Consider the following 19807-nt stretch of genomic DNA (forward strand, 5'->3'; position numbering starts at 1 on the left):
CCGGTCGTTGGTCGCCGCTCCCCGCAGGAGCGGCGACCACCGTCGGCGGCGGGCTCAGGCCGTCAGCTGTGCGACCAGGTTCTCGGCGGCAGGCAGGAGCCAGTCGGGCACGGCGTCCTCGGGCAGCGCCCGGACCTCTTCGATCAGCGCGGAGACGCGGCCGGCGCCCGCCTCCGCGCGGCCCCGCTCCTGCTCCGTCCACGCAGCGTTGTTCAGGCACTGGAACCGGTCGTGCAGGTGATCCGGGCCGAGCGTCGCGTAGACACCGGAGGCCCGGTCCCACAGCTCGATCTGCTCCACGCGAAGGGCCTCGATCTCGGCATCGCTCAGCGGCTTCGCCGGGACGGGGCCGTCGCCGGCTGCGCCCGGGGCGTCGTCCAGGTCCTGGTCCTGGTCCAGGTCCTCGTCCAGGTCCTCGTCCACGTCCACGTCGTCCGTGTTCACGTTCGTGCTGACGTACCGGTCGAGCACCTGTGCCAGCTGGTGCCAGGTCTGGGCGAGTTCGGACCGCAGCACGGGCACGTCGGGATCGGCGGCCAGGGCGGCCTCCAGTACGTCGGCGGCCTCGTCCATCCGGCCCCGGGCCCCTTCGACCGCTGCGGCGGTGAACTCCTCGCGCAGCCCCAGCCAGGCCAGGGAACGCAGGACCCGCACCTCGGCGACGGGGGACCCGCCCGTCAGACGGTGCAGCTCCAGGGCCCGCTCGTAGGCGGCGACCGCCTCCGCGGCGAGCCCCGCGTCGGCCAGGGCGTCGGCGGCCGACTGCGCGAGGGCCGCGTGCGGGCGCTGGTCTTCCCAGCCCTTGGCCGCTTCCGCCGCCAGCAGGTACTGCTCCGCCGCCGGCCGGGGCTCGTTCAGCCGGCGCAGCAGATCGCCCAGGAACTCCCGTACGAACACCGCCTGCTGGTCGCCGTGCTCCAGCAGATCCGGCAGAGCCGACTGCAAAACCTCCGCCGCCTCGGCCGCCCTGCCGTCCTGCGCGTACGCCCGGGCCAGCAGGAGCCGCGCCTGCGCTCCGCCGTCGGCGGTGAGACCGGCCTGGTCGAACCAGTGGGCTCCCGCCAGCGCGTGCTCAGCGGTCTGCGCCGCGGCACCCCGCCGCAGCAGGATGTCCGCGAGGGTCAGCCGTACGACGCCCTGTGCCTCGGCGTCGGTCAGCTCGGCGGCGTGCTCCAGTCCGGAGCGCGCCGCCTCCTCCGCCTCCTCGGGCCGGTCCAGCGACATCAGCACCCCCGCCCGCAGCACCAGCGGGTCCACGGCCTGCCACGGCCGGCCGGCCGAGACGGCCCGCTCGGCGGACGCCGCCAGCAGGGCCACGGCCCGCTCCGGGTCGCCCTGCGCCAGGGCCACCCGGCCCAGCATCTCCTCGGCCTCCGCCACCAGGTCCGCCGCCGTGTCCGCGTAGGCGGCGATGAAGGCGGTCAGCTCGGCGGCGAGCTCGCCGTGACCGTGCTCCTGGTCCGGGTCGTGATGGTCGTGGTGGTGGTCGTGCCGGTGGTCGTCCGATCCGGCCGCTTCCACCGAGCGCAGGTACGACTCCACGCGGATCGCCGACAGTTCCGCGAGCGCGATCCGCCGGGCCCGCAGCGGCTCGGCGGCGTCCAGTCCCTCGGCGGCCCGCACGGCGGCCCGCAGCCGTTCCCGGATCTCCGCGGGCGCGGCTCCGGACTGCGCGGCCACGCTGGCCAGCCGCAGTTCCGCGAGCGCCGCGCGCTCCGCCCGGCCGAGGGCCCGGTAGTCGTCCCGGACCGCGGTCAGCAGCGCCGGCGCCTCCTCGGCCCCGCGCCGCGCGGCGGCCAGGGCCTGCTGGTCCGCGAGGTCGGCGCGGACCAGCGGATCGGCTTCCGGCTGCGCGTCCACCCGTACGGCCACCTCGGCCCACAGCGCGTCCGCACCCGGATGCCCCAGGTCCCGGGCACGCCGGGCCCGTTCCACCAGCTCGCTGAAACCGGTGGGCGTCACGACCGGGCCGGGCACGACCGGGCCGGGCACGATCTGCCCGGGCCCGGCGGAGGCGGTGCCGGTGCCGGTCTGCGGCAGCCGGGCGCTGCGCACGCCCAGCGGCAGGTCGCCGACCAGCGGCTCCCGGCCGACCCGCGCCAGGAACCGCTCCGAGACCCGGGTCGTGCCGTTGCGCGCGTCGAACTGCCGGGCGATGTCGAGGGAGCCCGAGTACAGGACCTCGTACAGCTCGGAGACGGTACGGGGGGTTCCCTCGTAGGGGACGGCGGGGAGCGGGCCGTGCCCCAGCTCCTTCAGCCGGCGCAGCAGGACGAGGATGCCGCCGTGGAAGGCCAGCCGGTCGTCGACGTTGGCGAGCGGAGCCACGTGCGCGGCGTGTTCGGCCAGGATCTCCAGGCCGCGCGATGCGTTGCCGGTGAGCGCGCAGAACTCGATGTGCTTGCCGATCGACGGCAGCAGGCTCTCGTTGCCGCGGGCCATGCGGTAGCCGCGCAGGTGGTTCGAGCGCGCCTCGTCGGCCCTGCCGAGCCGCAGCAGCGGCAGCAGCGAGGTGGCGAGCACCCGGTGGGGCTCCTCGGCGCAGGTCATCTCACCCGAGAGCACCGGCCTCCACAGCTCCAGGGCCTCGGCGTCGTCGCCCTGCAGGGCGACGTACTGGCCCTGGCCGTTGAGTTCGCAGGCCCGGCAGTCGCTCATGTCGTCGCGCTCCGCCGCCAGCCAGCGCCGGAAGGCCCGCTCGGCCCGCTCGTCCTCGCCGATGGCATGGGCGAACCACAGCTCGGCCTCGCGCACGGGCCGCTCGCTGTAGCCGGCGATCCGGTAACGGCGCTCCATCTCGTCCAGCCAGCCGGCGGCGGACTCCAACGGGATCCCGGGGGAGTCGGAGATGGCCGTGGCCACCCACTTGAACTGCCAGAACAGCGAGTGCGCGTCCCATTCGGAAAAGGCGCCCGGGTCCTTGTCGTACTCCTGGAGCAGCCGGGCGAAGGGCACCAGCATCTTCGACGACTCGGAGCTGTAGAGGTACGCGTTGATCAGGTTGTCCAGGGCTTCGCGGAACAGGGCCCGGTCGCCGTTCGCCTCCGCCGCCCCGGCCAGGGCTTCGGCGTGCGCGTTGCGGGCGGCGCCGTTCGGGGCCTCGCGGTTCTCCGCCAGGCCCCGCACGATCTCCTCGCGCGTCAGCATCGTCACTTCTGGTCCTCCTGGGCATCGCGGGCGTCGGTGGAGTGCGTCGCCCATTCCAGGAGTCCGAGGAAGGCCCGGTTCAGCAGGGTGGAGTCGGCGGGGCGCAGCGGCCGCTGGGACATCAGCAGGGCCTGCCCGTAGAGCGATTCGACGGCGGTACCGGTGAGCGCCTCGTCGGGGAGGGCGGAGATCCGCCGGATCAGCGGGTTGTTGTGGTTGAGGACCAGGCGGGCGCGGGGTGCGGAGCCCCGCAGCGCGCCGAGGATGCCGCTCCACAGGGAGTCGGCGCTCTCCAGCGCGGCGGTCCGGTCGCGCTCTTGGCGGGCCTGGCGGTCGTCGAGGTAGAGCGCGGGAACGGCGACGGGCTGGAAGGCGCGCAGCACCACGTCGCAGCCCTGGGGTTCCAGACGGGTGCGTGCGGTGGCCAGGAAGGGGGCGAGTTCCAGTTCGGCGGCGGTCGGCACCGGGTCGAGCCGCTCGGTGACGGCCCCGGCGTCCAGCTCGGTGACCTTGAGCTCCGGCCGCACGGCGGGCAGCAGGGCCAGCAGGTCCGCGTCGTAGGTGTAGCCGGCGTTGATGACGCCGAGGCCGTGGGCCGCGGCGATCGGCGCGATCTGGCGGAACTCCTCGACGGTGCGGGTGAAGTGGATGTCCGTGTGGGCGGCCGCGAATTCCTGCAGGCTCATCGAGCCGTCGCTGGTCTCGAACGGCAGCCACGGCAGCATCAGCCCGAGCAGTTCGGGGTCGTGCCGGGCCATGGACTTCACACCGAGGTGGTGGACGCCGAGGAAGGCGGCCAGGCGGTCCGGCTCGCTCGCCGCCAGCTCGGCGAGCCAGCCGCGGACGCGGGCGCCGAGGGCGTCCCGCACGGCGGCCAGGGTCTCGTCGTCGTACAGGTTCTCGCGGGAGGCCGTGGGCCGCAGGGTGTCCGTGTCGAGGACGGCGCGGACGAAGAACGCCCAGTCCGGCAGGAGGTTGTCCGCCCGGTCGGTCAGCAGCATGCCCTTGAGGTGGACGCGGTGTCCGGCCCGGTGGGCGGGGCTGGTCGGCTCGGGGAGGACGTACGCCACTCCGCGGACACCGGCGACCGGCAGGTCGAGGTCGATGCTGTCGAGCGGGGTGAAACCGAAGAGCTGCGCGCAGTGCCCGGCGAGCGCGACGCGGCGGGCGGCGGGGGTGGGGAAGGGCCGGTCCCACACGGCGGGCCGGTCGGTGACGGGGCGCGGCGCGCCGCCCTCGCCGTCGTCGAAGGTGATGGCGTAGGGCAGCAGGGAGCCGTAGTCGCGGGCCAGTTCCTCGACCTTGGCCGGGACGGTCCACTCCGCGGCGCCCGGGCGGGCTTCGAGGACGACGGTGGTGCCGGGCTCCGGGCGTGCCTCATGGGGCAGTTCGCGGACGGTGTACGAGCCGTCGTCCGTGGCCAGCCATTCGACGGGGGCCGCGAGGGGGTCGCGGGCGGAGCGGGTGACGACCCGGATCTGGCGGGCCACGACGAAGCACGCGAGCAGGCCGATCCCGAACTGGCCGAGGAACTCCCCGCGGGTGGCCTCCAGGCCCTGGCTGTCGAACTCGCCGCCGTCCGCCGCGCCGCGCTTGGAGCTGCGGCCGATGGTGGCGAGGAGGGAGTGAGCCTCGTCGGCCGTCAGGCCGATGCCACTGTCCTCGATGGTCACCCGGCCGCCGGACGCCGACAGCCGGATGCGGATCTCCGCCTCCGGGTCGAGGGCGCGGCGCGCGGTGACCGCGTCCACGGCGTTCTGCAGGAGCTCGCGGACGTAGACGCGCGGGCTGGAGTAGAGGTGGTGGGAGAGGAGATCCACCAGGCCGCGCAGATCGACCTGGAAACTGTGGGGTGTGGACGTCATAGGGCGTCACCTCGCGTGCGTACGGGGATGGTTCGGTGATCGCGAGGTCCCCCCCTCACGGATCCCGGAGTGGGACACACATTAGGGGGATGGTCCGACAATCTCCGCGTGAATTCCGGCGCCCGGGAGGCGGGGGCGGACCGCGCTACTGGAAGCGCAGGAACCGCGGGGGAACGGCGTCCACCAGCCACACGCCGTTGGCGCTGATCCGGAAGACGTGCCCGGCCGCGCGCATCGCCCCGGCGTCCACGGCGAGCACGACGGGCCTGCCGCGCCGCGCGCCGACCCGGGTCGCGGTCTCCCGGTCGGGGGACAGGTGCACGTGGTGGCGGGCCATCGGGCGCAGGCCCTCGGCGCGGATCGAGTCCAGGGCGACGGCGACGGTGCCGTGGTAGAGGTACGCGGGCGGTTCGGCCTCCGGAAGATCCAGGTCGACGGCCACGGTGTGGCCCTGGCTGGCCCGGATCCGGGTGCCGTCGACGGCGAAGCGCTGCTTGTCGTTGGCGGCGACGACGTGGTCGAGCTCGGCGCGGCTGAAGGGGAAGCCGTGGGCGGCGGCCGCGCGCAGCAGGTCGTCGATCTCCACCCAGCCCTGGGGGTCGAGCACCAGTCCGATCCGTTCCGGCTGGTGGCGCAGGTGTTTTGCGACGTACTTCGACACCTTCACGGTGCGTCTTTCATCCATGACCCCCAGCGTGCCCGGTCGGGCGGACCTCCGGCAGGGAATTTCGCGGGAGCCCGCCAGTGGACACCCTCTATCGCTCTTCCAAGATGCGGAATATATTTTCCGCTGCCACTTCTGTTCAGGGGGAGAAACCATGACAGCCCAGACCTCTCTGTCACGCCGTGCGGCGGCCGAGCTGATCGGTACCGCCGGACTGCTCGTGGTCGTGATCGGCTCCGGACTCCAGGCCGCCGAGCTCAGCCGGGACACCGGTGTCGCCCTCATCGCCAACTCGTTCGCCTCGGCGATCGGCCTCGGGCTGATCATCACCCTCTTCGGGCCGCTGTCCGGCGCCCACCTCAACCCGGTGGTCACCCTCACCTCCTGGTGGGCGGGGCGCCGCGGCGGCGAGGGGCTCGGCGGCGGGGAGGCGCTCGTCTACACCGCGGCCCAGGTCGCGGGGGCCGTCGGCGGCGCCCTCCTCGCGGAGGCCATGTTCGGCCGGACCCCGGGCGCCTTCGCCACCCAGGTGCGCGACGGCGGCCACCTGCTCCTCGGTGAGGTGGTCGCCACCGCCGGTCTCGTCCTCGTCATCCAGGGACTCGAGCGCATCGGGCGCCCCCGGCTCGTCCCGGCGGCGGTCGCGGCGTACATCGCGGCCGCCATCTGGTTCACCTCCTCCGGCTCCTTCGCCAACCCGGCCGGCACCATCGGGCGCAGCTTCAGCGATTCCTTCACCGGCATCGCGCCGGAGTCGCTGCCCGGATTCGTCGCCGCCCAGCTGATCGGCGGGGTGCTCGGCCTGGCGCTCGCCGCGCTCCTCTACGGGTCCCGGAACGGGTCCGGGAACAGGTCCGGGAACGAGTCCGACTCAGGGTCCGACTCAGGGTCCGACTCCAGGTCCGACTCAGGGTCGGACTCCGGGTCCGGGACCGGCCGGACCGCGAAGTCGGCGCCGGTCGAGGCGACCGTCCCGGCGGCCCTGTCCGAGAACGGTCCGGTGGACGGCGCGAGCCCCGCCAAGGCGGCGTACGAGACCATTGGCTGAGACACGGCCTCAGTTGCCCACAGGCAAAGGGGACTTGTCCACAGCCGTTTGGGTGGGTTTTGACGGCAAACGCGTGATCCGGCCTGTGGAACCTGTGGACTAAGCCCGACCCGGCGTCACCGGTCGCCCGGGTGCCATCGATCGCCCCGCCCCGCCAGGTCGTTCATCGCCCGGGCCTGGAGCTCCCGCTCCGTCGCGGCCCGGACGAACTCCGCCACGTGGTCGGCGCCCACCAGCTCCTGCACCGCCCGGACCGTCCCGGCCGGCAGCGCCACCGGCGAGGGGCCCGCCGGCTGCGGTGTGCCCGCCGTGCCCAGGTGCCGCTGCAGGTGCCGGGTCGCGAAGAGCCGCATCGCCCGCGCCAGCTCCGCGTCCACGGTCTGCTGGGCCAGCGGCCGCAGCCGCCGCACCATCGTCGCCGCCTCGGCCGCGTCCGCGTCCGTGGGCGGCACCTGCCCGAGGTAGCGCGCGAAAACGTGCTCGGTGGTGAACTCCAGGAACCGCGACGCGATGTGCTCGACCTGCCCGCGCAGTTCCCGCAGGTGTCCGGTGATCGCCGGCAGCGGCACCCCGGCCGCGTACAGCTCGGAGGCCACCGCCAGCTCCTGAGGGGACGGCACCAGGTACTGGTCCGGGCGCCCCGGGATCCGCTCCAGCACCCCCAGGTCGCACGCCTCGTTCACCGCGTCGTCGTCCGGCCGGCCGCCGAACCGTTCGTTCAGCTCCTCCCGGCTGATCCGGGCCGCTTCCTCGTCGGTCCACGGCCCGTGCACCTCGGCGACCAGCCCCAGCACGCCGCCCAGCCCGCGCCCCGCGTCCCAGGCCTCCAGCAGCTCCTTGATGGAGGCCAGGGTGTAGCCGCGGTCCAGCAGGTCCGCGATCTGGCGCAGCCGCGCGAGGTGCGTGTCCCGGTAGACGTTGGAGCGGCCCCGCCGCTCCGGCTTCGGCAGCAGACCTCGGTCCTGGTACGCGCGGATCGTGCGCACCGTCGCCCCGCTGTGGTGCGCCAGATCCTCGATCCGGTACTCGGCTACCGCCTGATCGGACAATCCCGGCTCCCTACGACATCGCGGCTCGGCCGACCGCGCCCGCCGCGGCCGGGCGGCAGGTGAAGCCGCAAGGTACTCGACCGCCCTGCGCAGCGAGCCTTCCTGCGAGGGATGGTACGACCGCCGGAAGGAGCGGGGTATGGCCGCGGCGAGCTCTCTCCACGTGGGCGGCAGGCATCCGGTGCGGCGGGGTGCTCTTCCGGTGGAAGGCCACCCGGCGCGGGCTGATCGGGTACCGGCTGATCGGGTACGGGCTCCCGCTCACAGCCTGGGCTCCAGCCTCGCGAGGCGCCGCAGGGCGTTCGGGGCGTAGCGGGACATCCACAGCGCGCCCTTGGATTCCGGGGTCACCGGTACCACGGCCTCGTTGCGCACCACGGCCCGCAGGATCGCGTCCGCGACCTTCTCCGGCGGGAAGTTGCGCAGCCCGTACAGGCGCGAGGAGCGTTCCTGGCGGCGCTTCTCCTCGGCCTCGTCCACCCCGGCGAAGCGTGAGGTGGCGGTGATGTTGGTGTTGACGATGCCGGGGCAGATCGCGGAGACGCCGATCGACTTCGAGGCCAGCTCCGCGCGCAGGCACTCCGACAGCATCAGCACGGCGGCCTTCGAGGTGCTGTAGGCGGGCAGGGTCCTGGAGGGCAGATAGGCCGCGGCGGAGGCGGTGTTGACGATGTGCCCGCCCTGGCCCCGATCGGCCATCTGCTTCCCGAATATCCGGCAGCCGTGGATGACGCCCCACAGATTGACGTCGAGGACCTTCTTCCAGTCCTCGGCAGTGGTGTCGAGGAAGGCGCCGGACAGGCCGATCCCCGCGTTGTTGACCAGGACGTCCACGATCCCGTACTCGGCGGCGACCTTCACCGCGAGCTTCTCCATCGCCTGCTCGTCGCTGACGTCCACGCATTCGGCCCACGCCTCGGGGGCGCCGACGAGCCGGGCCATGTCGGCCGTGCGCGCCGCGCCCTCGGCATCGCGGTCGACGGCCACCACCCGCGCCCCGGCCTCGGCGAAGGCGAAGGCGGTGGCCCGGCCGATGCCGCTGGCCGCGCCGGTGACCAGGACCAGCTGGCCGCCGAAGCGGTCGGCGTACTTGCCCGGGGCCTTCTGCTCAGGCGCCCGCGTGGCCGGCTCCTCCCGGTCGGTGACGAACTCGGTGATCCAGGCGGCCAGCTGGTCGGGCCGGGTCCGGGGCACCCAGTGCTTGGCGGGCAGGGTCCGCCGCAGCAGGTCCGGGGCCCACTGCTCCAGGCCGTCGTAGAGCCGCTCGGACAGGAAGGCGTCCCCGGTCGGGGTGATGAGCTGCACCGGTACGTGGGCGTACGCGTCGGGGCGCGGCCGGCGCAGCCGCGGCCGCACGTTGTCGCGGTAGAGCCAGGCGCCGTGCGCCGCGTCGGAGGGCAGCGAGGCCGTCGGGTAGGAGCCCGCCGGAACCTGCTCCATGCGCTGGAGCATCGCGGGCCACCGCTTGCCGAGCGGCCCGCGCCAGGCGAGCTCCGGCAGCACGGGGGTGTGCAGCATGTAGACGTACCAGGACTTCATGCCCTGGCCGAGGAGCTGCGCCGCCGCGCGGGGGGTGGGCCGCGTCATCCGCTTCTTGATCCAGTGCCCGAAGTGGTCCAGGGAGGGCCCCGACATCGAGGTGAAGGAGGCGATCCGTCCCTCGGTACGGGCGACCGTCGCGAACTCCCAGCCCTGTACGGAGCCCCAGTCGTGGCCGACCAGGTGCACGGGCCGGTCCGGGCTGACCGCGTCCGCCACCGCCAGGAAGTCGTCGGTCAGCTTCTCCAGGGTGAAGCCGCCGCGCAGCGGCTGCGGCGCGGTGGAGCGCCCGTGGCCGCGCACGTCGTAGAGCACCACGTGGAAGCGCGTCGCAAGCCGCTCGGCGACCTCCGACCAGACCTCCTTGCTGTCCGGGTAGCCGTGCACCAGCAGCACGGTGGGGCGGTCCGCCTCGCCGAGCTCGGCGACGCACAGCTCGACCCCTCCGGTGCTCACCCAGCGCTCGCGCGCACCCGCCGGCCCCGCCGCTCCCGCTCCGCTCACGTCGCTCATGTGGCTCATGCTGCCTTCTCCTCGGCCCAGCGCCGCACGTGCGGCAGGTCGTCGTCCAGCCAGAACGCGCTCTCCTCGGGGTCCCGGGAGTCGGTGACGACCAGGATCTCCTCGAACTTCGCGCCGGTGCCCCGGAATCCCAGGTGCGGTTCCACCGCCCACAGGCCGGGCTGCGGCGGGTGGTCGGAGAAGTGGTACGGACTCCACAGCGGGGACCAGCCCTCGCGGTGCCCGTGCAGGGCGTCACTGGCCAGCCCCTTGAGGGACTGGGTGCCGAATCCGAACGCGGTCGGCGACCAGCGGCGCTCCCTGACCCGGTCGATCTTGTGCGCGATCACGCCGAAGGGATAGGCGCGGTGCCGGTTGGCGTATCCCTGCCGGGTCATCAGCCGCTCGACGTTCTCGTAGATCTCGCGCAGCGAGCGGCCCTCCCGCACCTGCTCCAGGATCAGCACGCGGTGCGCCTGAAGATCGGACATGAGCCGGTCCTGCACCGGATTGAGCCCGAGGCTGCCGGAATAGCCGATGTCGGCCGCGTAGCCCTTGAAGACCGGCGCCATGTCGAGGATGAACGGCATCCCCGGCTCCAGCTTCCGGTTGGTCGGGAAGAACTGCAGCGGGATCCTGAAGTTCGCGAAGGCGGTGCGGTCCCCGAACCAGGCGAAGGGCAGGTGGAACCAGTCCCGTACTCCGCGCTCCCGCAGCCAGTCGCGCTGCATCCGCGCGGCCTCGCGCTCGGTCACGCCGGGCCGCAACTGGGCCGCGACGGCCTCGGCGCACTCGTAGGAGAGGCGCTGCACCTCTCTGAAGCCGCTCAGGTCGGCGGAGCGTCGTCCGGAGCGTCGCGCGGTGCGTTGCTTGGTGTCCCCAGCCATGTCAGCCCGTCCATCCGTGTAGCCGTACGCGCACGTAAGTTGACACTGATGAATGTGACAATGACCGGAGATCACGTCAAGGGTCGTGCACGGACCTGTGGACAAAGTTGTCGGGTCCACATCAGCATCCAGTACGGGCATGTACGCCTGAAGGCTGAGACGGGATCCAGCTCCAGGTCTGACGTTTCACGGGAGCGGCGCCACTAACGTCGAACCCGTGACTGTCATCGCGACCGAAAGCCTGAGCAAGCGGTACCCCCGAGTGACCGCCCTCGACCGGCTCTCCCTTGACATCGGGCCTGGTGTGACCGGCCTCGTGGGTGCCAACGGAGCCGGCAAGTCCACGCTGATCAAAATTCTGCTGGGACTGTCCCCCGCCACCGAGGGCAGCGCCGCCGTACTCGGCCTCGACGTCCATACGCATGGCAGTGCCATCCGTGAACGCGTCGGCTACATGCCCGAGCACGACTGCCTGCCACCCGACGTCTCCGCCACGGAGTTCGTCGTCCACATGGCGCGCATGTCCGGACTGCCGCCGACAGCGGCCCGGGAGCGCACCGCCGACACCCTGCGACACGTCGGGCTGTACGAGGAGCGCTACCGTCCCATCGGCGGCTACTCCACGGGCATGAAGCAACGCGTCAAGCTCGCCCAGGCGCTGGTCCACGACCCGCAGCTGGTCCTCCTCGACGAGCCGACCAACGGCCTGGACCCGGTCGGCCGCGACGAGATGCTCGGCCTGATCCGCCGCATCTACACGGACTTCGGCATCTCCGTCCTGGTCACCTCCCACCTCCTCGGCGAGCTGGAGCGGACCTGCGACCACGTGGTGGTCGTCGACGGCGGCAAGCTGCTGCGCTCCAGCTCCACCAGCGACTTCACCCAGATCACCACGACCCTCGCGGTCGAGGTCACCGACTCCGACACCCACCCGGACGGCACCGCCGCCCTGCGCAAGGCGCTCACCGAGGTGGGCGTCGCCCTGCACGTGGGCAGCGAGCAGGGCCTGCCCGGCGCCGGCCACATCCTCCTCGTCGAGGCCACCGGCGAGGACACGTACGACACCGTCCGCGACACCGTCGCCGACCTGGGCCTCGGCCTGGTCCGCATGGAGCAGCGCCGGCACCACATCGCGGAGGTCTTCCGCGACAACGACCAGCCCTCGTCGCATCCCGTCCAGCAGAAGGGAGCCGGTTCCGATGGCGCCTGACACCTCGACCCAGATCCACAACATCGGCTACCGGTCCTACGACGGACCCCGGCTCGGCCGCGCCTACGCCCGCAAGTCGCTGTTCTCGCAGTCGCTGCGCGGCGCCTACGGACTGGGCCGCTCCGCCAAGTCCAAGGTCCTCCCGATGATCCTCTTCGCGGTGATGTGCGTCCCCGCAGTGATCATCGTGGCGGTCGCCATCGCGGTGCCCGGCTCCACCGACCTGCCGATCAAGTACACGACGTACGCCCTGACCACGCAGGTGGTCATCGGCCTCTTCCTCGCCTCCCAGGCACCGCAGTCCGTCTCGCGGGACCTGCGCTTCAAGACGGTGCCGCTCTACTTCTCGCGGCCCATCGAACGCGTCGACTACGTGATGGCCAAGTACGCGGCCATGGCCTCGGCCCTCTTCATCCTGACCGCGACCCCACTGCTGATCATGTGGATCGGCTCGCTCCTGGCGAAGTTCGACTTCGCCGACCAGACCGAGGGATTCGGGCAGGGACTCGTGTCGGTTCTGCTGCTGTCGCTGCTCTTCTCCGGCCTCGGCCTGGTGATGGCCGCGCTCACCCCGCGCCGTGGGTTCGGCGTCGCCGCGATCATCGCGGTCCTCCTGATCCCCTACGGCGCGGTGACCGCCGTCCAGGGGATCACCTACAGCACCGGGAACACCGGAGCCATCGAATGGATGGGCCTGTTCTCCCCGATCACCCTGATCGACGGCATGCAGACGGCGTTCCTCAACGCGACCTCCGCCTTCCCCGGTGGCGAGGGCCCCTCGGCGGGCATCGGCTTCGTCTACCTGCTCGTCATCCTCGGCCTCATCGCCGGCTCCTACGCCGCCCTGATGGCCCGCTACCGGAAGGCCGGGCTGTGACCACCATCGACATCGACCACACCTCCCGCTGGTTCGGGAACGTCGTCGCCGTCAACGACGTGACCATGCGCATCGGCCCCGGCGTCACCGGACTGCTGGGCCCCAACGGCGCGGGCAAGTCCACGCTCATCAACATGATGGGCGGCTTCCTCGCCCCCTCCACGGGCACCGTCACCCTCGACGGCGCGCCGATCTGGCAGAACGAGCAGGTCTACAAGCAGATCGGCGTCGTGCCCGAGCGCGAGGCCATGTACGACTTCCTCACGGGCCGGGAGTTCGTCGTCGCCAACGCCGAACTCCACGGCCTCGACGACGTGGCCGCCCGGCGGGCGCTCGCCACCGTCGAGATGGAGTACGCCCAGGACCGCAAGATCTCCACGTACTCCAAGGGCATGCGCCAGCGCGTGAAGATGGCCTCGGCCCTCGTCCACGATCCGTCCGTGCTGCTCCTCGACGAGCCGTTCAACGGCATGGACCCGCGCCAGCGCATGCAGCTGATGGACCTGCTGCGACGCATGGGCGACGAGGGACGCACCGTCCTGTTCTCCTCCCACATCCTGGAGGAGGTCGAGCAGCTCGCCTCGCACATCGAGGTGGTCGTGGCCGGCCGGCACGCCGCCTCCGGCGACTTCCGCAAGATCCGCCGCCTGATGACGGACCGCCCGCACCGCTACCTCATCCGCTCCTCCGACGACCGGGCCCTCGCCGCGGCCCTGATCGCCGACCCCTCCACCGCCGGCATCGAGGTCGACCTCAAGGAAGGCGCGCTGCGCATCCAGGCCGTCGACTTCGGCCGCTTCACCGAGCTGCTGCCCCGCGTGGCCCGGGCACACGGCATCCGGCTGCTGACGGTCTCGCCCTCCGACGAGTCCCTCGAGTCGGTCTTCTCCTACCTCGTCGCGGCCTGAAAGGAGCTGGCACCCATGTACGAACCCACCGTTGCCCGGCTCACCTACCGGGCCCTGCTCGGCCGGCGCCGCGCGCTGATCCTCTTCGCGCTGCCCGCCCTGCTGATCGTCATCGCCCTCGTCGTCCGTGCCTTCGTCGGAGTGGACGACAAGGTGGCGGCCGACCTCCTCGGGGGCTTCGCCCTCGCCACCATGGTTCCGCTGATCGGTGTCATCGCGGGCACCGGAGCCATCGGACCCGAGATCGACGACGGCTCCATCGTCTACCTGCTCGCCAAGCCGGTGAAGCGTCCGACGATCATCATGACCAAGCTGACCGTGGCGATCGCCGTCACGATGGTCTTCTCGGCGATCCCCACCCTGATCGCCGGATTCATCCTCAACGGCAACGGCCAGCAGATCGCCGTCGCGTACACGATCGCCGCCCTCGTGGCCTCGATCGCCTACAGCGCGCTGTTCCTGCTGCTCGGAACCGTCAGCCGGCACGCGGTCGTCTTCGGCCTGGTCTACGCCCTGATCTGGGAGTCGCTCTTCGGCAGCCTGGTCTCCGGCGCCAAGACCCTCAGCGTCCAGCAGTGGGCCCTGGCCCTCGCCGAGAAGGTCGCCGGGAACGGGTATGTCGACGCAACCGTCGGCCTGCCCACCGCGGTGATCCTGCTCTGCGCGGTCACCGTCGGCGCCACCGTCTACGCGGGCCAGAAGCTGCGCCGCCTCACCCTCGCCGGCGAGGAGTAAGTCCCCCGCAGCACAGGGGAAGCCGTGCCCCGCCCGGCCCACCGGCCAGGCGGGGCACAGCTTTGCCCGTCATCATCGGTGCATGGTCGAGCACACCGAGCCGGAGCCGTCCAGGCCGCTGCGGTCCTGGATACGCTCGGCGCCCGGAACGCATATCTGGCTGCTGATCATCGCCGTCACCAGCATCGTCGTCGCGATCGCGCCCGACCAGGTCGACCGGGTGCTGCTCCACCGCAACAGCAGCAACATCCACCAGCTCGTCCAGCATCCCGTCCGGGCGCTCCTCAGCAGCGCCTTCTGGATCGAGAACCCGGCCTCGCTCGCCTTCTACGCCGTGCTCTTCGAGCTGTTCCACGCCCCCGTCGAACGCTGGCTCGGCACCCTGCGCTGGCTCGTGATCGTGGCGAGCGCCCATGTCGTCGCCACGCTGATCAGCCAGCGGGTCCTGCTGACGGCCATCCAGGACCACCGCGCCCCGCGCAGCATGACCCATGTCGTCGACATCGGCGTCAGCTACGGGCTCGCGGCCGCCGCGGGGGTCCTGACCTACCGGATCCGCGCGCCCTGGAGATGGTTCTACCTGGCCGGAGTGGTCGCCTTCTTCGGGATCCCCCTCGCCACCGGCGGCACCTTCACCGACCTCGGCCACGCCATCGCGCTCTGCGTCGGCCTGCTCTCGTGGCCCCTCACCCGCCACGTTGTTTCACGTGAAACACCACCCCGTCTCACGTGAAACCACCTTGTTTCACGTGAAACATGACCGAGCCTCCGGCTAGTCGGCCTCGGCCCCCGCTTTCGCCACGCCGTGTTCCCACGCCCACGCGGCGATCCCCACCCGGTTCCGGGCCCCCAGCTTGGCCTGGACGTTCGCGATGTGGGTCTTGGCCGTCCCCGCGCTGATGAACAGCTCCGCGCCGATCTCGGCGTTCGTGAATCCCCGCGCCACCAGGCGCACGATGTCCAGCTCCCGGTCCGTCAGCGGATGCGGCGCGGGCCGGGCGACGGGACCCGCCTGCGTCAGCCGGCTCAGCAGTCGCACCGTGATCTGCGGACTGATCAGCGTGTCCCCGGCCATCGCCGCCCGCACCCCCTCGATGAGCAGCGCCGGTCCGGACCGCTTCAGCAGGAAGCCGCAGGCACCGTTGCGCAGCGCGGTGTGCACGTACTCGTCCAGGTCGAAGGTGGTCACCACCACGACCCGTGTCTCGGGGGCCAGCAGCCGGGTCACCTCCAGCCCGTCGACCCTCGGCATCCGGATGTCCGCGAGCACCACGTCGGGCCGCAGCTCCCGGGCCAGCGCCACCGCGCGCTCCCCGTCCGCCGCCTCCCCCACGACGGTCATGTCCGGCTGCGAATCGAGGATCAGCCGGAATCCGCTGCGGATGTCCTCTTGGTCGTCGGCTATCAGGATGCGTGTGGTCACGCCGCCATGATCACCCGAGGGCCTGGTCCTCCGCAGGGAAGACGGCGCGAACTCGCCATCCGCCGTCCTCGGCCGGCCCGGCCCGCAGCGTCCCGCCCGCTGCCTCCACCCGCCCGCGCAGACCCGCCAGCCCGGTCCCGCCCCGGCGCTTCCGCCCCAGCAGCCCGCCCGCGCCCCGGGGCGCTGCGCAATTGACCACGCTGAGCTCTATGCCCGCCCCGGCCCGGCGTACGGCGACCTGCACCACGGCCGCCCCGGGCGCGTGCCGGCGTACGTTCGTCAGCGCCTCGACGGCCACCCGGTACGCCGTGGTGTCCGCCTCCCGCGACAGCTCCCGTACCGCCTGCGGGTCGGCGTCCAGCGTCCCGCACTCGAACCGCTCCACCAGCTCCGGCAGTTGGGCCAGGCCCGGAACCGGGGCCGTCGGTCCGTCCGAGGCCTCCCGCAGCGCGTGCACCGTGCGGTCCATCGAGGCCAGCGCGCTCAGCCCCGCCGTCTCGATCCGCTCCAGCGCGCGGACCGCCTGGCCGGGATCCTGCGCGGCCACGAACCGGGCCGCCTGGGCCTGCACCACGATGGCGCTCACGTCGTGCGCCACGAAGTCGTGCAGATCCCGGGCCAGTTCCAGCTGCTGGTCGCGCCGCGCATCCCGTACCGCCTGCCGCGTCCGGTCCGCCTGACGGCGCAGGTAGCCGCCGACCAGCACCGCCCCGAGGGCGGGCAGCGCCCAGAACGCCGCAGCCCCGCAGGCCTCCAGCCACGATCCGCTCTCCCACACCAGGGGGACGGGCCACAGCGCGACGGCCGCCACGCCGAGCGCGCCCGCGAGGGTCGCGGAGCGCACCGGAGACCAGCGGGCCACCAGAGCCAACAGGAGGAGCAGAGGCCCCGACCAGAGCAGCAGCCATGACGGGGGCAGCCGCAGGACGGCGGCGGCGATGCCGACCAGCGCGGCCGCGGTCAGCAACGGGGCGTACGCGGCACGAAGGTTGACGGTCATGGGCCGACCCTACGAGCGCACGCCGCCGTCCGGCCATCCGCCGATCGGCAGAGGCCCACCGACCGGCGGCGCACGCCGACCTGCTGATCGGCCGATGGTCGCGAAGACCTCGGCCGAGGACGCTTGAGTCATCAACCAGCCCCTCCCGGACAGGACGTGGACGATGACCGCCAACACCCTCGCGCACGCCTCGGACACCGTGCCCGGAGTTTCCCCCCAGGTTCGTCGGCTCGCCGGGCTCGCCTCGCTGACGGTGCTCCCCAGCTGCGTGTGGCGGCTCGTGGTCGCGGCGGGAGTGCCCATGGGCTGGGGCCCGGGCAGCGATCTGTACCACGCGTACTACCCGGGCCGGGAATCCCTGGTACTGATCTTCGTCAGCGTCTTGCAGGAGTGCCTGGGCCTGCTGAGCCTCGGGCTGGTCCAGCGCTGGGGCGAGGAGCTGCCCGGCTGGATCCCGTGGGTGGGTGGACGCCGGTTCCACCCTCTGGTGGCGGTGGTTCCCGCGGCGCTGGGCGCGATCGTGCTCACCGGCATCACGGTCCTCGGCGCCTCGACCTGGAACGAGGTCAACGCCGCGAATCCCGACGCGCCCACCGGGCCGGCCCTGTGGGTCTTCAACCTGTCCTACGTGCCCCTGCTGCTCTGGGGTCCGCTGCTGGGCATCCTCACCGTCGCCTACTGGCGGCGCCGCCGGATGCACGGCTGATGCGCGGAAAATCGCTGGTACGGGGCCTCGGCCCGGGGCAGAGTGAGTCGTGCGGGGAGCAACAAAAGGTCCGGGACAGCCACTTCGAGCGCGCCTCGCGGCGCGGGCTGTCCCGGACCTCTCGTACGTCCGTACCGGTTACGCGGCGCCCAGCAGACGCTCCAGCACCACCGCGATGCCGTCCTCGTCGTTGGAGGTCGTCACCTCGTCGGCCACCGCCTTGAGCTCCGCATGGGCGTTGGCCATCGCCACCCCGTGCGCGGCCCAGCCGAACATCGGGATGTCGTTGGGCATGTCGCCGAAGGCGATCGTCTCCGCCGCCTTCACCTTCAGCCGGCGCGCGGCCAGCGACAGGCCGGTGGCCTTGGTCAGCCCCAGCGGCAGGATCTCCACTATGCCGGGACCCGCCATGACGATGTCGACCAGGCTGCCCACGGACTCCCGGGCCACCTTGACGAGCGCGTCGTCGTCCAGCTCGGGGTGCTGGATGTAGAGCTTGTTGAGCGGAGCCGTCCAGACCGCGGCGGTGTCCTCCAGGTAGAGGGCCGGGAGGCCCTCCTGCACCTGGTAACCGGGCCCGAACAGGACCTCGCCGTCCACCCCGTCCCGGCTGGCCGCCAGGGCCAGCGGACCGACCTCGGCCTCCAGCTTCGACAGCGCCAGGCCGGCCAGCTGCCGGTCGAGCGTCACCGAGGTCAGCAGCCGGTGCGCACCCGCGTCGTAGACCTGCGCGCCCTGGCCGCAGACGGCGATCCCCTTGTAGCCGAGATCGTCCAGTACGTGCCGGGTCCAGGGCACGGCGCGGCCGGTGACGACGATGTGCACCGCGCCCGCCGCGGTGGCCGCGACGAGCGCCTCACGCGTGCGTTCCGAGACGGTGCCGTCGCCGCGCAGCAGCGTGCCGTCGAGATCGGTCGCGACGAGCTTGTACGGGAACGGGGCCGGGCTCACTTGGTGATCGGCTCCAGCACCTCGCGGCCGCCGAGGTAGGGACGGAGCGCCTGGGGCACCCGCACCGAACCGTCGGCCTGCTGGTGGTTCTCGAGGATCGCCACGATGGTGCGCGGTACGGCGCACAGCGTGCCGTTCAGCGTGGACAGCGGCTGGGTCTTCTTGCCGTCGCGGTAGCGGATCGACAGGCGGCGGGCCTGGAAGCTGTTGCAGTTCGAGGCGGAGGTCAGCTCGCGGTACTTGCCCTGCGTCGGGATCCAGGCCTCGCAGTCGAACTTGCGCGAGGCGGAGGCGCCCAGGTCACCGGTGGCGACGTCGATCACCTGGAACGGCAGCTCCAGGCTGGTCAGCCACTGCTTCTCCCACTCCAGGAGACGCTGGTGCTCGGCCTCGGCCTCCTCCGGCGCGACGTACGAGAACATCTCGACCTTGTCGAACTGGTGGACGCGGAAGATGCCGCGGGTGTCCTTGCCGTACGTGCCGGCCTCGCGGCGGAAGCACGGGGAGAAGCCGGCGTACCGCAGCGGCAGCTTGTCGGCCTCGATGATCTCGTCCATGTGGTACGCGGCGAGCGGGACCTCGGAGGTGCCGACCAGGTAGTAGTCGTCCTTCTCCAGGTGGTAGACGTTCTCCGCGGCCTGGCCGAGGAAGCCGGTGCCCTCCATGGCGCGCGGGCGCACCAGCGCGGGGGTCAGCATCGGGATGAAGCCGGCCTCGGTGGCCTGGGCGATGGCCGCGTTGACCAGCGCCAGCTCCAGCAGGGCGCCCACACCGGTCAGGTAGTAGAAGCGCGATCCCGAGACCTTGGCACCGCGCTCGACGTCGATGGCGCCCAGCGATTCGCCGAGCTCCAGGTGGTCCTTGGGCTCGAAGCCCTCGGCGGCGAAGTCGCGGATGGTGCCGTGCGTCTCCAGAACGGTGAAGTCTTCCTCACCGCCGACCGGCACGTCCTCGTGGACGATGTTGCCGAGCTGCAGGAGGAGCTGCTTGGCGGCGTCGTCGGCCTCGTTCTGCTCGGCCTCGGCGGCCTTGACGTCCTGCTTGAGCTGCTCGGCCTTCTTCAGCAGTTCCGCCCGCTCCTCCGGGGAGGCCTTCGGGATGAGCTTGCCGAGGGACTTCTGCTCATTGCGGAGTTCGTCGAAGCGCATGCCTGAGGACCTGCGGCGCTCGTCGGCGGAGAGCAGTGCGTCGACGAGTTCGACGTCCTCTCCACGGGCGCGCTGCGAGGCGCGGACACGGTCAGGGTCTTCACGGAGCAGCCGGAGGTCAATCACCCCTCCAGGCTACCGGGCTGGGG

17 protein-coding genes are annotated in these 19807 nt (G+C 72.1%); 7 read left to right on the forward strand and 10 right to left on the reverse strand.

Annotated elements, in window-relative coordinates:
* Positions 1-54 precede the first annotated feature (54 nt).
* The 3 genes from OG534_RS18645 to OG534_RS18655 all read right to left on the reverse strand — a co-directional run bounded on the left by OG534_RS18645 (position 55) and on the right by OG534_RS18655 (position 5697).
* On the reverse strand, positions 55-3153 hold the full coding sequence (locus OG534_RS18645) for a tetratricopeptide repeat protein (RefSeq protein WP_326589185.1): 3099 nt from the start codon (positions 3151-3153) through the stop codon (positions 55-57).
* Entirely contained in the window at positions 3150-5012 is a 1863-nt protein-coding gene (locus OG534_RS18650) for an HSP90 family protein (protein WP_326589186.1), read from the reverse strand. Before OG534_RS18650 ends, OG534_RS18645 begins: the two co-directional genes overlap by 4 nt.
* 145 nt (positions 5013-5157) lie before the next feature.
* Entirely contained in the window at positions 5158-5697 is a 540-nt protein-coding gene (locus tag OG534_RS18655; RefSeq protein ID WP_326589187.1) for an RNA 2'-phosphotransferase, read from the reverse strand.
* A gap of 133 nt (positions 5698-5830) precedes the next feature.
* Here OG534_RS18655 and OG534_RS18660 point away from each other — a divergent pair, with 133 nt between their 5' ends.
* Entirely contained in the window at positions 5831-6724 is an 894-nt protein-coding gene (locus OG534_RS18660) for an aquaporin (protein ID WP_442807108.1), read from the forward strand.
* Between the two features lie 116 nt (positions 6725-6840).
* Here the strand turns inward: OG534_RS18660 and OG534_RS18665 are convergent, their stop codons facing one another.
* The 3 genes from OG534_RS18665 to OG534_RS18675 form a co-directional block, all read right to left on the reverse strand.
* Positions 6841-7773 carry a MerR family transcriptional regulator gene (locus tag OG534_RS18665; protein ID WP_326589188.1) on the reverse strand — a complete coding sequence of 311 codons (933 nt, stop codon included), beginning with the start codon at positions 7771-7773 and terminating at the stop codon, positions 6841-6843.
* A gap of 261 nt (positions 7774-8034) precedes the next feature.
* Positions 8035-9834 (reverse strand): SDR family oxidoreductase, encoded by a 1800-nt coding sequence (locus OG534_RS18670; RefSeq protein WP_326589189.1) that lies wholly within the window; start codon positions 9832-9834, stop codon positions 8035-8037.
* Complete coding sequence (locus tag OG534_RS18675) at positions 9831-10700, reverse strand: M24 family metallopeptidase (protein WP_326589190.1); 870 nt, start codon at positions 10698-10700, stop codon at positions 9831-9833. The genes OG534_RS18670 and OG534_RS18675 overlap by 4 nt, the downstream gene beginning before the upstream one ends.
* A gap of 217 nt (positions 10701-10917) precedes the next feature.
* Here OG534_RS18675 and OG534_RS18680 point away from each other — a divergent pair, with 217 nt between their 5' ends.
* The 5 genes from OG534_RS18680 (at position 10918) to OG534_RS18700 (ending at position 15163) form a co-directional block, all read left to right on the forward strand.
* On the forward strand, positions 10918-11910 hold the full coding sequence (locus OG534_RS18680; protein ID WP_326589191.1) for an ABC transporter ATP-binding protein: 993 nt from the start codon (positions 10918-10920) through the stop codon (positions 11908-11910).
* Positions 11900-12787 carry an ABC transporter permease gene (locus OG534_RS18685; protein WP_326589192.1) on the forward strand — a complete coding sequence of 296 codons (888 nt, stop codon included), beginning with the start codon at positions 11900-11902 and terminating at the stop codon, positions 12785-12787. Before OG534_RS18680 ends, OG534_RS18685 begins: the two co-directional genes overlap by 11 nt.
* Positions 12784-13695, forward strand: coding sequence for an ABC transporter ATP-binding protein (locus tag OG534_RS18690; protein WP_326589193.1), 912 nt, complete (start codon positions 12784-12786; stop codon positions 13693-13695). Before OG534_RS18685 ends, OG534_RS18690 begins: the two co-directional genes overlap by 4 nt.
* 15 nt (positions 13696-13710) lie before the next feature.
* Positions 13711-14430 (forward strand): ABC transporter permease, encoded by a 720-nt coding sequence (locus OG534_RS18695; RefSeq protein ID WP_326589194.1) that lies wholly within the window; start codon positions 13711-13713, stop codon positions 14428-14430.
* Positions 14431-14512: 82 nt separating this feature from the next.
* The gene (locus OG534_RS18700; protein ID WP_326589195.1) at positions 14513-15163 is read left to right on the forward strand and encodes a rhomboid-like protein; all 651 of its coding nucleotides are present in this window, start codon (positions 14513-14515) and stop codon (positions 15161-15163) included.
* A 39-nt stretch (positions 15164-15202) separates the two neighbouring features.
* Here the strand turns inward: OG534_RS18700 and OG534_RS18705 are convergent, their stop codons facing one another.
* Both OG534_RS18705 and OG534_RS18710 read right to left on the reverse strand, forming a co-directional pair.
* Positions 15203-15853 carry a response regulator transcription factor gene (locus OG534_RS18705; RefSeq protein WP_326589196.1) on the reverse strand — a complete coding sequence of 217 codons (651 nt, stop codon included), beginning with the start codon at positions 15851-15853 and terminating at the stop codon, positions 15203-15205.
* 10 nt (positions 15854-15863) lie between these two features.
* The gene (locus OG534_RS18710) at positions 15864-16853 is read right to left on the reverse strand and encodes a sensor histidine kinase (protein ID WP_326589197.1); all 990 of its coding nucleotides are present in this window, start codon (positions 16851-16853) and stop codon (positions 15864-15866) included.
* Between the two features lie 163 nt (positions 16854-17016).
* Between OG534_RS18710 and OG534_RS18715 the strand changes: the two genes are divergently transcribed.
* Positions 17017-17559, forward strand: coding sequence for a hypothetical protein (locus tag OG534_RS18715; RefSeq protein ID WP_326589198.1), 543 nt, complete (start codon positions 17017-17019; stop codon positions 17557-17559).
* Between the two features lie 138 nt (positions 17560-17697).
* On the opposite strand, the gene OG534_RS18720 is transcribed toward OG534_RS18715, so the two are convergent.
* Both OG534_RS18720 and serS read right to left on the reverse strand, forming a co-directional pair.
* Positions 17698-18510, reverse strand: a complete 813-nt coding sequence (locus OG534_RS18720; protein WP_326589199.1) for an HAD family hydrolase — start codon at positions 18508-18510, stop codon at positions 17698-17700.
* Positions 18507-19784: a serine--tRNA ligase gene (gene serS / locus OG534_RS18725; RefSeq protein ID WP_326589200.1), complete on the reverse strand. Its 1278-nt coding sequence runs from the start codon at positions 19782-19784 to the stop codon at positions 18507-18509. Before serS ends, OG534_RS18720 begins: the two co-directional genes overlap by 4 nt.
* Positions 19785-19807: the final 23 nt, after the last annotated feature.

This window comes from Streptomyces sp. NBC_01294 (assembly GCF_035917235.1).
In the GTDB taxonomy this organism is placed as follows: Bacteria; Actinomycetota; Actinomycetes; order Streptomycetales; family Streptomycetaceae; genus Streptomyces; species Streptomyces caledonius.

Bases quoted from the DNA above. Each gene is read 5' to 3' on its own strand.
- OG534_RS18660 (WP_442807108.1), top strand. From the start codon at position 5,831: ATGACAGCCCAGACCTCTCTGTCACGCCGTGCGGCGGCCGAGCTGATC.
- OG534_RS18670 (WP_326589189.1), bottom strand. From the start codon at position 9,834: ATGAGCCACATGAGCGACGTGAGCGGAGCGGGAGCGGCGGGGCCGGCG.
- OG534_RS18685 (WP_326589192.1), top strand. From the start codon at position 11,900: ATGGCGCCTGACACCTCGACCCAGATCCACAACATCGGCTACCGGTCC.
- OG534_RS18675 (WP_326589190.1), bottom strand. From the start codon at position 10,700: ATGGCTGGGGACACCAAGCAACGCACCGCGCGACGCTCCGGACGACGC.
- OG534_RS18715 (WP_326589198.1), top strand. From the start codon at position 17,017: ATGACCGCCAACACCCTCGCGCACGCCTCGGACACCGTGCCCGGAGTT.
- OG534_RS18655 (WP_326589187.1), bottom strand. From the start codon at position 5,697: ATGGATGAAAGACGCACCGTGAAGGTGTCGAAGTACGTCGCAAAACAC.
- OG534_RS18695 (WP_326589194.1), top strand. From the start codon at position 13,711: ATGTACGAACCCACCGTTGCCCGGCTCACCTACCGGGCCCTGCTCGGC.
- OG534_RS18710 (WP_326589197.1), bottom strand. From the start codon at position 16,853: ATGACCGTCAACCTTCGTGCCGCGTACGCCCCGTTGCTGACCGCGGCC.
- OG534_RS18650 (WP_326589186.1), bottom strand. From the start codon at position 5,012: ATGACGTCCACACCCCACAGTTTCCAGGTCGATCTGCGCGGCCTGGTG.
- OG534_RS18700 (WP_326589195.1), top strand. From the start codon at position 14,513: ATGGTCGAGCACACCGAGCCGGAGCCGTCCAGGCCGCTGCGGTCCTGG.